At 36.6% G+C, this 13,170-nt stretch carries 15 protein-coding genes; 5 read left to right on the forward strand and 10 right to left on the reverse strand.

What is annotated here, in order from left to right; all coding sequences use genetic code 11:
• Positions 1-222 precede the first annotated feature (222 nt).
• The 3 genes from AB1414_07100 (at position 223) to AB1414_07110 (ending at position 1,041) form a co-directional block, all read left to right on the forward strand.
• Positions 223-399, forward strand: a complete 177-nt coding sequence (locus tag AB1414_07100) for a hypothetical protein (GenBank protein ID MEW6607209.1) — start codon at positions 223-225, stop codon at positions 397-399.
• Between the two features lie 188 nt (positions 400-587).
• Positions 588-773 carry a type II toxin-antitoxin system HicA family toxin gene (locus AB1414_07105; protein MEW6607210.1) on the forward strand — a complete coding sequence of 62 codons (186 nt, stop codon included), beginning with the start codon at positions 588-590 and terminating at the stop codon, positions 771-773.
• A 16-nt stretch (positions 774-789) separates the two neighbouring features.
• Positions 790-1,041, forward strand: coding sequence for a type II toxin-antitoxin system HicB family antitoxin (locus tag AB1414_07110; protein MEW6607211.1), 252 nt, complete (start codon positions 790-792; stop codon positions 1,039-1,041).
• A 348-nt stretch (positions 1,042-1,389) separates the two neighbouring features.
• Here AB1414_07110 and AB1414_07115 read toward each other — a convergent pair whose 3' ends face one another.
• The 5 genes from AB1414_07115 to AB1414_07135 all read right to left on the reverse strand — a co-directional run bounded on the left by AB1414_07115 (position 1,390) and on the right by AB1414_07135 (position 4,983).
• The gene (locus AB1414_07115) at positions 1,390-2,574 is read right to left on the reverse strand and encodes an aminotransferase class I/II-fold pyridoxal phosphate-dependent enzyme (protein MEW6607212.1); all 1,185 of its coding nucleotides are present in this window, start codon (positions 2,572-2,574) and stop codon (positions 1,390-1,392) included.
• A gap of 689 nt (positions 2,575-3,263) precedes the next feature.
• The gene (locus AB1414_07120; GenBank protein MEW6607213.1) at positions 3,264-3,446 is read right to left on the reverse strand and encodes a hypothetical protein; all 183 of its coding nucleotides are present in this window, start codon (positions 3,444-3,446) and stop codon (positions 3,264-3,266) included.
• 147 nt (positions 3,447-3,593) lie between these two features.
• Positions 3,594-3,884 (reverse strand): Asp-tRNA(Asn)/Glu-tRNA(Gln) amidotransferase subunit GatC, encoded by a 291-nt coding sequence (gatC, locus tag AB1414_07125; protein MEW6607214.1) that lies wholly within the window; start codon positions 3,882-3,884, stop codon positions 3,594-3,596.
• Between the two features lie 54 nt (positions 3,885-3,938).
• A complete protein-coding gene (locus AB1414_07130; protein MEW6607215.1) occupies positions 3,939-4,556 on the reverse strand; it encodes a hypothetical protein in 618 nt (205 codons plus the stop codon).
• Positions 4,534-4,983, reverse strand: a complete 450-nt coding sequence (locus tag AB1414_07135) for a cytidine/deoxycytidylate deaminase family protein (GenBank protein ID MEW6607216.1) — start codon at positions 4,981-4,983, stop codon at positions 4,534-4,536. The genes AB1414_07130 and AB1414_07135 overlap by 23 nt, the downstream gene beginning before the upstream one ends.
• Positions 4,984-5,107: 124 nt before the next feature.
• On the opposite strand from AB1414_07135, the gene AB1414_07140 reads away from it, so the two are divergent.
• Complete coding sequence (locus tag AB1414_07140; GenBank protein MEW6607217.1) at positions 5,108-6,070, forward strand: hypothetical protein; 963 nt, start codon at positions 5,108-5,110, stop codon at positions 6,068-6,070.
• A gap of 356 nt (positions 6,071-6,426) precedes the next feature.
• Here AB1414_07140 and fliN read toward each other — a convergent pair whose 3' ends face one another.
• The 5 genes from fliN to AB1414_07165 form a co-directional block, all read right to left on the reverse strand.
• On the reverse strand, positions 6,427-7,446 hold the full coding sequence (gene fliN / locus AB1414_07145) for a flagellar motor switch protein FliN (protein MEW6607218.1): 1,020 nt from the start codon (positions 7,444-7,446) through the stop codon (positions 6,427-6,429).
• 41 nt (positions 7,447-7,487) lie between these two features.
• Positions 7,488-8,339, reverse strand: coding sequence for a class I SAM-dependent methyltransferase (locus AB1414_07150; protein MEW6607219.1), 852 nt, complete (start codon positions 8,337-8,339; stop codon positions 7,488-7,490).
• 18 nt (positions 8,340-8,357) lie between these two features.
• On the reverse strand, positions 8,358-8,657 hold the full coding sequence (locus tag AB1414_07155; GenBank protein ID MEW6607220.1) for a hypothetical protein: 300 nt from the start codon (positions 8,655-8,657) through the stop codon (positions 8,358-8,360).
• Positions 8,658-8,782: 125 nt separating this feature from the next.
• Positions 8,783-11,101, reverse strand: a complete 2,319-nt coding sequence (locus AB1414_07160) for a caspase family protein (GenBank protein MEW6607221.1) — start codon at positions 11,099-11,101, stop codon at positions 8,783-8,785.
• A 100-nt stretch (positions 11,102-11,201) separates the two neighbouring features.
• Positions 11,202-12,038 carry a caspase family protein gene (locus AB1414_07165; protein MEW6607222.1) on the reverse strand — a complete coding sequence of 279 codons (837 nt, stop codon included), beginning with the start codon at positions 12,036-12,038 and terminating at the stop codon, positions 11,202-11,204.
• A gap of 286 nt (positions 12,039-12,324) precedes the next feature.
• Between AB1414_07165 and AB1414_07170 the strand changes: the two genes are divergently transcribed.
• A complete protein-coding gene (locus tag AB1414_07170; protein ID MEW6607223.1) occupies positions 12,325-12,795 on the forward strand; it encodes a CBS domain-containing protein in 471 nt (156 codons plus the stop codon).
• Positions 12,796-13,170: the final 375 nt, after the last annotated feature.

Here is a 13,170-nt window from a genome sequence, read left to right on the forward strand (position 1 = left end):
TGTGAATAAATCCATGTAAATTTAAGTGTAACCTCTCAAGTGCTTTATTTTAATAGAGTTATACATACATTAAAACTTCTTCCTCATCAAAGGGACTATACTTTTTCTTGTCAACAGCCTCTTGAATAGCGACAGAGCACTAGAGAAGAACTTCACCGTGCCGCTGAGGCTCAGGAAAAATCGCAACAAGCACTTAAGCAACAAGTAGAGAATCAAAAACTTTTGGCTCAACTTGAATCCATTAATGCACTGCTTGCTTCTTATGGTGATCAAATTGAGGAAATGAAGGGAAATAGTACAGTCGTAATGACACTAAAAGAACGGTTTGAAAAGAAGAGAAATAAGTTGCGTGAATCTTTGGAAAAAGTACTTTCTGACGCAGGGCTAAATTTAGAATAGAAACTTAGAGAAGAATTGGAGTCAGCTCTCGAATTAAGAATTAACGCAAGCAGGAAGAAAAGAGAATTGCAAAACAAAGTTTTTGTCTAATCCAGCGATGTTCCCTGATTTTTATGAGAGGAGGCGCTGACTTGCTTCGCGTGCCCGTGAGTTTTGTCATTATGACCAAATGATGTATAGGAGACTAAATGAAATTCAGTGAACTGGTTAGATTATTAGAAGAAAATGGATTTAGAATTGTGAAAGAAAAAGGCTCAATAAGATACTATGGAAAGACTGGGTGGAATAAAATGGTTCGACTTGATTACCACGGATCAAAGGAAGTTCCTACAGGCACTTGCAATAGTATCCTAAAGGCTGCAGGAATTAAATGACCATAAGGAGGATAAAATGATTGAATTACCATATTCATTAGTAATTGAAGCTACGGAAGAACCAGACTATTTTGGTTTCTATTCCCTGGATTTGGAAGGTTTTTCAGGCATAGGACATTCTGTAGAAGATTGTTTGTACCAGGCTAAGTGGGGAATGAAAGAACATGTTGCTTTACTAAGGGAACAAAGGATTCCAGTCCCTCCTGAGAACCCAAAAGCTAAGATTATTATTCAGAATGAAAGAAAGTTAGCTAGGGCAATAGTCTAACAAATCGCTGAAGCTGACGGTACTTCGCACCGCAGCTTAGCTTTATCGTTATGGTTATGAAGTTGGTAGGGAAGCCTGCTCCCCTGATTAAATCAGGGGTTAACCCTAACCCTTTCACCAAAAACTCCTAAATATATCCCTTTATCTCCTTTTTTTTCACAGGTCTAAAGTTACCTGCACAGGTGAAAAGAATTTCGGATTTTGGACTTTTGTAAGCGTCCAATATTCTGGTGTTTCTGTGTTTTGGTGTCTGGGCTACATAGACTACCAGACACATAGACACCCGGCACCAGACCACCTGAACGGTTACGATTTTTCAATCCGCAATTTACAATTCGCAATCTGCAATCAAATAATTCCCAATTTTTTACCAACAAGCTTAAATTTATCCAGGGCGATTTCGAGTTGTTTTTGAGATAGGGTAGCGATGACACTTACCCGAATTAGTGAGGATTCCTTTGAAACTGCTGGTGGGACAACAGGATTTACTATTATCCCTTCTTCTTCTAACAAACCAGCGGTTTTAAAGGTTATTTCGTCGTTACCAATGATGACAGGGATAATGGGGGTTACTGTTTCTTCCAGGGTAAATCCTAATTCCATTAACCCTTTTTTCATAAAGTTAGCATTATGATGTAGTTGTTGTAGTAATTGTGGTTCTTCTTCCATTACTTCAAGACCAGCAATGACAGTAGCGGCTATAGCCGGTGGTGGGCTGGCTGTGAAAATAAAGGCTCTTGAGTTAAGTTTTAAGAAAGCAACTATTTGAGCGGTTGCACCGGTAAATCCACCTATAGTAGCAAATGTTTTACTGAATGTGCCGCAGATGAGGTCTATTTCACCTTCCATATTGTAATACTCAAGTATGCCATGTCCTTTGTCACCTAAGACGCCACTGCCATGGGCATCATCTACCATAACTTTAGCACCATATTTATCTGCCACCTGCTTTATCTGCGGGAGATTAGCCAGTGTGCCTTTCATACTGAAGACACCATCAGTAACAATAAGCTTATTTTTGGAAGGGTCAGCCGTAGCGAGTTGTTCTTCAAGATTTGTCATATTGTTATGTTGGTATATCTTTACTTCTGCCTTTGACAGGCGACAGCCTTCTATAATACTGGCATGATTTAATTCATCACTAAATATCATATCCCCTTCTTTAACCAGGGCGGCGATTGTCCCCATCATAGTCATAAATCCTGTGCTAAAAACGATTGTATCTTCAGTGCCTTTAAATTGTGCGAGTTTTTTCTCCAGCCGATGATGTAAGGTAGTAGTGCCGGTAAGCACCCGTGAGCTACACGCACCTGTGCCATATTCCTGGATAGCCTTGATAGTTGCAGAGATAACCTTTGGATGAGTGGCTAATCCCAGATAATTATTTGACCCAAGCAAAATCATCTCCTGACCTTTCATTCTCACCAACGGTGCTGGTGCACTTTCCATCTCCCGAAGGTAAAAGAATTGGTGATGAGATTTTAGGTAGTCTATTTTTTTATTGAATTCATAACATTTATCGAAAAGATCCATTTTTGTTCTCCTGAAAATAGGAAGTAGAGAGTAGAAAGTAGAGAGTAGAAAGTAAAGAAAACACCACTCCTCATGCTTATCTCCCCATCTCCCACCTTCTATCTCCTATCTACTATTTTCATCCTCATTTGTGAACCAACGGTTCATGACCGTTTCCCCTGAAAATAGCGAATTAGTGAATTAGAGATTAGCGAATTAGTATAGTATCCACAGACTCGTATCCTCTGGTGTAGAACAGATATTCCCCCTTAATAAAGGGGGTTAGGGGGTTGTTCTTCCATTATTTACTGAACTGATAGGAATTTGCTTTTTGAGGATTTTTTGCTTCGCAACATTTTGCGGACGCAACATACTTCGTATTCTCGCTTTGCTCGAATTCGGATGTTACCTTCACTTTTGCCCATTATGGGAATATGTTACCAAAATCTTTCCCTATTGTCAACAAAAATTTTCGACCTGTGAAATAGGTCGACCTGGGAAAACAAAATTATACCACACTACTTGGTGTAAGAAAAGGAGATAGGGAAATTAAGTGAGTAAGCGGATTAAGCGGAAAAAATGGGAAAAAATAAATAAATCCGTTTAATCCGTGTGACAAATTTTTAATAGTAAAGGGATTTAATAGTAAGCGGATTTAGCAGATTGAGCGGATTTTTTTTATTTTTTTCCGCTCAATCCGTTCAATCCGCTTATAATAAAAAATGGTAACCGTTCAGGCTATATATCAAAAGTGTAAGAAAGGGGATAAGGAGATAAGAGTGATATGGAGATAAGATAATAGAAATAGATTGAAATTTATAGAAATTAGGTAGAAATTGATTGTGGAAAACAACAAATTTCCATAAATTTCTATTAGTTTCTATTAATTTCAATTTTTTTAATAATATCTCCCTATCTCCTTAATCTCCACATCTCCTTTTGTTACACCACCTGAACGCTTACAAAAAATGTAATCTGTTTAATCAGCTTACAAAAAAATTCGACCTATTTCACAGGTCGAAATTTTTTCCAGCAATTTTTCACTCTCCAATTATTCGTGGGACTTTAAAGAATTGATTCTCTTCATCCGGGGCATTGGCTAATACATTTGCTACTGGCAGGGAATTCTGGATTTCATCCTCGCGCAGGACATTAGTTAATGCCAGAGGATGCGAAGTTGGTGGTATATTTTCAGTATTTAGTTCGTTGATTTTAGCCGCATAATTTAAGATATTATTCAGTTGATGAGTAAATTCTTCCTTCTCAGATTCTTCTAACTTCAATCTTGCCAATAAACAAACATGTTCAACTTCTTTTTGGGTAATATCCATTTTTTCTGCTCCCTTTCTTAACTGGATAATGTCAAAAACTCACCCTCAACCTTCTTAATGTCCTCCGCCTTCTTTAGCCTCTTTCTTCCATTGGTATAATCGAGGATAGAGTTTATTATGTAGATATTGAGTCCTTACTCCTTCTAATTTCTCTTTTACCTCTATATCTTTTTCTGCCTTATTTAAAAGTCCCAGTTCAATCTGGCACATCGTGATTATTTCTTTTCTCTGTTTAATCCAGGGAGCATTCTGACTGGCGTCTTTAGTCTCTAACCAATATAGTTTATCTTTTTGTTTTTTTATGGTGCGTGCTATTTTTTGTTTTGTTGCTTTGGGTTTGTTCAGGTTGATGAGACTAAGTGCCTCGAGCACCACATCGGGAGTAACATTAAATCGGGTGGATAATTCGACAATAATTTTTAATGTCGTTTCATCTAATTTGTAATCTTTATACAGTTTGAGTAACTCATTTAATTGATTTTCTTCTGTTCTGGTAGTTTCTGCAATCCATGTTTTGGTCTTTTTTTCTCTTAATTCCTTTTCTTGTTTAAGCACTTTTTGTTTTTCAGCGGTTTTATTATAAACAATATTATAAGTCACAATAAAGACTATTACCGTTATTGTGACTAATATTATTAGACCAATGATTTTACTTATTATTTTTAACAACATCAATATTTGCCTCTTTTAAGAGATTCATTGCTAACTCATCCGGATACGCACCTTCATAGACTATCTTTTTAATTCCAGCATTAATTAACATTTTAACACATAAAATACAAGGTTGATGGGTACAATAAAGTGATGCTCCATTAATACCCATTCCATGTAATGCAGATTGAATAATAGCATTTTGTTCAGCATGTAATCCCCGGCAGAGTTCATGTCGTTCTCCAGAGGGAATTTGCATTTTATCCCGCAGACAACCTATTTCATCACAATGTTTTAGTCCTGTCGGAGCACCATTATAACCGGTAGATAAAATATACTTATCTTTAACGATAACGGCGCCCACCTGCCTTCTCAGACAGGTCGAGCGTTTCGCAACTAAGTGAGCAATTTCCATAAAATATGTATCCCATGACGGTCTTGTTTTCATTATTTAATCAGAAGATAACTTCTATCTTCTACCCTCCCCAAAAGATTTCCACCTGTGCAATTAGAAATAAAGGGATAGAATTTTTTCTTGACAATTATATTAAGTTAAATATAAAATTATATCTATGAGAGAAAGATACACTGATTGGAAAATATTTTTTATTTTCTATCTTCCATTAGCCTTCATTACTACCTACATCCACATCCGATTTACCAGTGAATTTGGTTATGAGTGTGAGGTATTTGGCAAACCTAATGGTCATTCAGCCATCATAGAAGGACAAGCGTTTGCTCCAACTCAATATCGAATATTAATGCCGTTTTGTGCAGAGTTTATCCATCAAGTGCTAAATATCTCTATTGCCAGTAGTTATCATTCACTCCGTGTGATTACCACATTTTTAGTTCTTTCGCTTTTTCATATCTATCTTACCAGATGGTTTGATACACCAAAGGCACTTATTGGCACACTTTATCTCGCGGGCTCGATTCCTTTATCTTATCTGTATTGGCCATATCCCCAGGATATGTTTAACTTAATGATGTTTATCGTAGGATTCATCGCTATTCGTGAGCATAAAGACAATTGGCTTTATCTTATCCTCATCTTAGGCAGCCTGAATTATGAAACGATAGTATTTTTAATCTTATTCTATTTCTTCTATCATTCTGGGCAGATGAAGTTTAAAAAATTAATTGGACGGACAATAAGTTATCTGGCAATTTGGACTTTAGTTATGGTTCTAATTCGCTTAAAATATGGACTTTTACCCAATTTTATGGATAATCAGGTTCATTTAATTGGCTATCCAATGTATCAAACTAATCTAAAGATGTATGCAAACATCTTTAAAAATATCTCTTTAACCAATGGTTGTTTTTATATCTTTTTGCTTTTTGGTTTTTTTTGGATATTAGCCTTTCTTCATCTGAGTAAAAAGCCAAAATTTTTAGTAAAAACGGCGTGGGTAATTCCGATATATTTAGTATTTCATTTTTTCATCGCCAGTTTTGGTGAAACACGGGTATTTCTACCGTTGTTTTTGTTACTTATTCCTCTGGGACTTTTTTCAATATTTAAAGTTTGAATAGGGACGGTTAATTTTATCATTTTCCGTAACTGTTCAGCCACTGATTAACACGGATTAGCACGGATAAAACGGAGGAGAAACCCTCATGAGTCTTACGACTCACAAGGATGATGAAAATAAAGGGGTTCGGGACTCGGGAATAAAAGAATCCCCCAACCCCGATTTTCAGAGAAAAAAGAAAGATTTTAAGCAAACATCCCTATCTTTAAATTTTTACTTTTAACTTCTACAGTTTCATCCGTGTCCATCTGGGACTGAACAATTACTCACTTTGTAAGTGTTCAGGTATCAGCACTCAGTAGGGAGAAGTTACTCTTCACTGACTTCTGTTCTCTGATGACTGCTTGCTTACTTCACCTTAACGATTCAATTCTTTCTTCCGGAGCAATAATATCTGCAATGCGAACACCAAAGTTATCATCAATAACGACAACTCCGCCTTTCGCAATTAATTTACCGTTGACAAAAATATCGACTGGTTCATTAGCCATTTTATCTAACTCAACAATTGAGCCTGAACCTAAATCCAATATTTTTTTAATCGTCATTTTCTTTCGGCCAATTTCAACACTAACATTCATTGGGACATCCATTAACAGTTTTAAGTTTGCTGGTAATTGCTCTGTTTCAGTCGGTTTCAATCTGGTAAATTGAACTGGATGAACTCCCGGGGCAAATGCTGGTTTTTCTACTTCTTTAGGTTTTGCCGTCTCTCCTATAACCGTTTTAACTATTGGTTTAGCGATATTTAATGGTAGCAACTGGACTAATTTACCTTCACTTAAATCTCCTAATGTCAGATTGTAATCTACCTCAACCACTTTACTTTCGCGGAATATAGGAAGGTCTTTGGGAACACCCTTCTGGAAATCAACAATCTTTATTTTAGGTGAGGAGGCGGTTACAGTTTTACCGATGGTCGATGACAAAGACACAGCAGAAGATTCTATCATTTGTCCTAATGCCTCACCCAGGGCACCTAAATACAAATCGTTTATTTCTTCAGGTGGTGAGGTTCCATCGCCACCCATCATTAAATCGGCAATCATTGCCCCGTGTTCTTTCAGAAAAACGATATAAGTTGGTCCTTTAATTCCACCAGAATATTCTACCTCAACAACAATTGCTGTGCCAGGAACCTCTTTTGTAATATTATCCGGAGTAATCTCATTGATTTCCGGAGCGGCAATAGTTACCTGTTTATTTAAAATAGTTGAAAGTGCAGTTGCCGCGGCGTTCATTGAAGAACCAGAAATATCTTTTAAAACACTACCTTCTTCTTTAGTCAATCCTGTTGTTCCTTCTTCTTCCTCTGCCTCTTCGCCTAAAAGAGCCTCTAATTCAGCTTGTGTAAGTTCATTTCCTCCAACCATTGGATTTTCGCCTCCTTTTCACCGGTTACCAATCACCAATTTTAGTAGACCTTTTTTGCCACTAAAAGTATAAGTCCTCCCTGGTTTGTTTTATGCCAGATAAATCTCTTAATCTTCCGATAAAAAGCCCTTATTTGTGGGAGTAATTTCTCTGGCACCTCATAATCCAACCATCTTCTTGGGATACTTAAAGAGGTAACCGCTATAAGATTAAAACCATTTATATTGAATAATCTTTTTAATGTCTGATATGGAAAATTAAAAATATGTCCTTCTGCAAATAAAAAATTAGTTAACCCTTTTTTCCCTCTTGCCTCTGCCCCAGAAACATTAGGCACAGTGGCTAAAACCAGCCCTTCTTTTTTTAAAATTCGATTTACCTCTTTTAATATCCCATTTGGGCTGACGACATGCTCTAAGACATCCAACATTGTCACGAGGTTAAAACTTTGTGTTTCAAAGCCTATCTCCTCCACCGAACCTGTAAATACTTCTAATCCTAATTCTTCTCTGGCATATTCAGCCGCATCATTGGAAAATTCTACACCTTTTGCCTCATAACCCTTTTTTTTGAGCAATTCAATAAAAAAACCTAACGCACATCCTACATCCAGACAAACAAATTTCTCTTGAAAACAAATTTTTCCCAGAGTTTTATCCCAGAATCTTAAAATTGGTTCAAATCTGTATTTAATTATATGATGTTTTCTTTGAGCGTATTCTTTAAATCCATACTCTTGATAATAGCCAGATGAATAATATTTTTTTAATTCTTCTTTTGTGGCAATAGGGTGACGAAACATCAAACCACATTCTTCGCATTGGAAAATAGTCGTGGTCCCTATTTCGCAAAGTTTTTTAAAAACACTCTCCCCACATAAATCACAATTCATCTTATATATTATAACAGATTATTGGTTAATGTCAAGAAAAATTTCGACCTGTGCAGGTAGAAAATTAAGGAAGCAGATTTTTAATAGTAAGCGGGTGGATTTAGTAAGCGGATTTAACGGATTTAGCGGAAAAAGAAATAAAAAAATCCGCTCAATCCGTTTAATCCCCTTACAAAAATTGTAACCGTTCAGGCTATATATCAAAAGTGTAAGAAGGGGGATAAGGAGATAAGGAAGATATGGAGATAAGATAATAGAAATAGATTGAAATTTATAGAAATAGGTAGAAATTGATTGTGGAAAACAACAAATTTCCATAAATTTCTATTAGTTTCTACTTTTAATAATATCCCCTTATCTCCTTTATCTCCATATCTCCTTTTCTTACACCACCTGAACGCTTACCAAAAATTTTAACATTCTAAATAAATAGGTGCGGTGTTCTATGTTTCCATAAATCTTTCTATGGCATCAATTGTCTCTTTAAAGGTAAAGTAATTGCAATGATGAACATTTCTTTCTTGAGTAAAATGTTGGTGATATTCATCGGCTATTTCTATCGAGGTCATATTTTTTGTATTTACCACCATATCATTAGCGTACCCAAAGAATGCATCAGCAACCATATCCAGGATATTTTCTAAGACTGCTTTCTGAAAGAAATTTCTTGGCTCGAAATCTGATGTAATAGCCGCATAGGTAGTATTTGGAGGTTTTTGATCTGGATTTAGTGTTGTTAGAAACGGTGAGTTAGGATTTTGTGCCCATAATCCGGGGATAACTTCCGGGTTGTCTAATTTAGAAGAAAGATACCTGATTACTCCTGTAAGGAAAGGTAATGCAATCTTTAACCAGGCGCCGCCAGTTAAACTAAATAGTGTTGTGAGCAAATCAGCCATTGTTTTCCAGCGTATTGGGTCGGCTAAAGTTGTGCCGGCATTTGGTGTTCCAACCATTATCGCTTTATTAACGACTATCGCTTTTTTAACTAATTCACTCTGGCATAACTCTGTTAAACTCCTTAATACCAATCCTCCTCTTGAATGAGAAATTATATCAACCTGAAAACCATCAGGTAGAATTTTTAACATCTCCCTGCTATTTTCTTTCGGTGTTTTTGATAATGTTTTATGGTCAAATCCTAATATCATATCATATTTATTTTTCCATCTTTTAATTGTGTCTCCTGTAATAGCACCAAATCCACCTGCGGTTGAGCTAAATGTTCCGTGAATAAAGAGTAATATCTTTTTGCCTTTTAAAGATGGCAAATCATTAAAAGGTTGGATGTTATTAAAATCGTCAGTAATTACCCCGAATCCCTCTTTAACATTCTTTTCTTCTATTTTAGAGATAATCCCGTTAATTGCTCCCTCCACTTGTTCATCAACCCAATCTTTAATGAACTTCAAACAATAAATAAATTTACTCCTGATACCTCTGGTAGTAATTTCCTGTGTTATAAAGGGTATTTTAAAAGATTTTATGTGTGATTCTACTCCTGGGGCTCTTAACCCTGTGCGATAGGTTCTTTCTGACTCACCAAAATACCACTTCCAGATTCCATTTTCTGCGGTTAAAAATACGGTTTCCTCTTTCGGGCCACATTCTACCTGGAGTTGAAGTGGTTCTAATTGTTCTCCTTTGTCTAAGGAGCGCTGTTTTACAGGCTGAAATTCTAAAACATTTGATACTATAAACCCTCCATTTTCTAATCCTTCAATTACTTCCGGATTAGATTCTCCGATTAAATCCCGTGTTTTAGAAGAAGATAGATTATTTACCCTGACAGTGCCGTTAAACTCTGATGCCGTCCCAAGTATAATTCCTTGAGCGACTGGGAGAGATAAGTTTTTTTGAGTAATACAATATCGGTTTTTATACAAAGAATCTGAAACCCTAACCTGTGACTCTTCTGTTGCTGAGAACATCTTTCTTCCCTGGAGTTCCCGTGGTCCTTCTAATTGTGGTTTCTGGGCAAACCCATTATGTAAGAGACTTCTCTGAACACGAATTATCAGGTCTTGATAGGTTAAATTTCCATTCGTATCTCTTATCCATTTGCATAAATTATAAGAAAAGGCGCCATTGAAACTATCGGCGATATAGGCATCTGCGGCTGACTCTCTATCTTCGCAGGCGGCTAAGAGTATATGATTAATACCCACATCGGCACAATTTCTCCCCACGGATTTTGTAAATCGCCTTACGGATATTGGAATACTTCTTTCCCGTAAAGCAATATCATCTGGTGGTAAAAGATACCGATATTGGATAGTAGGAGTAGCTTTTACCTCCCTTTGTAAAGATTCTATTTCTCGAGTTGCCGTTCCTGAATGACAGGAATCAATAATAACCGAAAGATTCACACCTTTGGGTAATCGGTTAAAGGTTTTACTAAAATCATCATCAGTTAAAAAACTGTTTGCATTACGGAAGTCCATATCATACAGACAGAGTATCTCGTCCCTATGGTCATTCAATTCATCAAGGACGCCTCTATCAATTATCTGGGAGCCGTGTCCTGAGAAATGAAATACCAGAACATCTCCAGGTTCAGCATCATCTATTAACCAGCTTAATCTTGACATAAGATGGTCTCGAGTAACACTTTCATCAATTAGAGAACGGATATTCTCTTGTTTAAATTCGAAATATGTCTGTAATATATGGTTCATATTTTTGACATCATTCACACATCCTCTAAGACAAGACACATACTTATATTTGTTTATTCCAACTAACAATGCCTTCTTTTTCATTTTTATCCTCCTGAAAATAGGTTATGGGACGCAGATTTTCGCAGATTATCAGGATGTATATTTAAAAATCCTGATAATCTGCGTTTATCTGCGTCCTATTTTAGATAGTAAATGGTGTTTGTGCTTCAAATTTAGGGTTGAGCTTACCTGCCCAGAAATAATTAGGTGTTTGGTCTGGTGGCATACGCAGAAGTATAGACTTATAGAATTTTTTATAGTTACCTTTAAATGCCCCATTTTTCCAGACCCTGAGCAACTGTCCAGTGAACAAGCCATTAAAATCACCATCCGAAGACAATTGATTATCCTGACAACCTGAAATGAGTAAAACCGCAGCCTTAACCTTTGCTTTAGCCTCTTTTAGTGTAGGGTCTTTTAGTATTTCGTCATAGAAATCTTTGTTATTTCGGTAGGTGCGTAGTGCGACATCCGGTGGCATAAAACGATATTTTACCTGCGAAGAACTAATATTCGCGCTTCGGTTGTTAATTGTCCCCTGGTAATATGCGGCTTTAGTTACTGTGCCACTATGACAACTGTCAGAAAAGACAAGAATACGCACGCCATCTTTAAATTTCCCCCATAAAGAGTATAGTTGGTCATCCACTAATTCCCCATCATACAGACACCAGGTTTCATCTTGAGCATCAGGTTCATCATTGTTGAGGTCAGGCAACTGTCCTCCGTGTCCTGAATAACTCACCATAAAAATATCACCTTTAGTTAGTGTTTTAGCGGCGTTAGAGATTTCTTCCATCACCTTTGTTCGGGTAGCAAATTTTGTTAATAAGGTTTTAACCTTAAATTTTTTGGATTTAGCGATAAACGCCATATCCTCTGCATCTGCTTCGCAAGCATTCAAATCGCCTGACCACCCTCCATAATGCTTTGGGTCAACTGAGTTAAGTCCAATTGTTAGTGCTATTCCTTTTGCCATGATAAACTCCTCCTTTTTTTGGTAATTGGTAACTGATAACTGGTAATTAGTTACCAGTTACTTACTTTTAATTTCGTGAAGTCCTATTTTTTTATCCCCCCTTTCTCCTTTTTGGGAAAATTTTACCACAAATTGTGGTTTTTGTCAATAAAAATTTCTCTTGAAAATTTATACCATAAATGTTATAATAATACAAGAATCCTTTGATAAATAAGTATTAATCTGTGTTTTAATCCGTGTCCATCTGTGGCTGAACAGTTACCAAATTAAGGGAGCGTGATTTAAAATGAATGAAGTAAATTTGAATGAACTGGTAGAAAAATGTGGAGGATTAGGTAAGAGAAAGGTTAAAGAGATAATGAGCAAAGATGTCGTGACGGTGAAAGAGGATAGTAATTTCCTTGAGTTTGTGACCAATGTTGAGATGTATGATTATGTCGCTTTCCCGGTTTTAGATGAAAAGAATGAAATAATCGGGATTGTTTCACAAACAGATTTGCTTAAATTAATCTTATTCCATGGACTCTCCGGAACAAGGATGTTAGAGACAGAGGCTTTTTTGGGCATCCCTTCTATACGGGCAATAATGAGTACCAGCCCGATAACTCTCTCTCCTGAAGATACAATAAATGAAGCCGTGTCTCTTATGGTTGAATACGGTATCCAGAGCATCCCGGTGGTAGAAGAAAACCAGGTTATTGGAATGGTTGTTAAAAAAGATATCATAGAAGAGATTTTAAAGATATTGGGGTTATAAAGGAGAAGGTTGAGGTTAAGGAGAAACGGACATGAGTCTGCGGCTCACAAAGGACGATGAAAATTAATGGGACGCAGATTTACAGGATTTACAAGATTTGAAAAAAAACACTAAGGCATTCTAAAAACATCAAGAAACTCTAAGGAAATAACTATAGAAATACAATAATAAAAAATTAATTTTAATCCTGTTCATCTGCGAAAATCTGCGTCCTAATTTACATTTTCAGGGGAAACGGACATGAGCCCAGGCTCACAAAGGGCAATGAAAATGGGAGAAGGACAACCCCCTAACCCCCTTTATTAAGGGGGAATATGTGTTCTAAACCAGAGGATACGAGTCTGTGGATACTATACTAATTCGCTAATCTCTAAT

The sequence above is a fragment of the bacterium genome, from assembly GCA_040755795.1.
In the GTDB taxonomy this organism is placed as follows: domain Bacteria; phylum UBA9089; class CG2-30-40-21; order CG2-30-40-21; family SBAY01; genus JBFLXS01.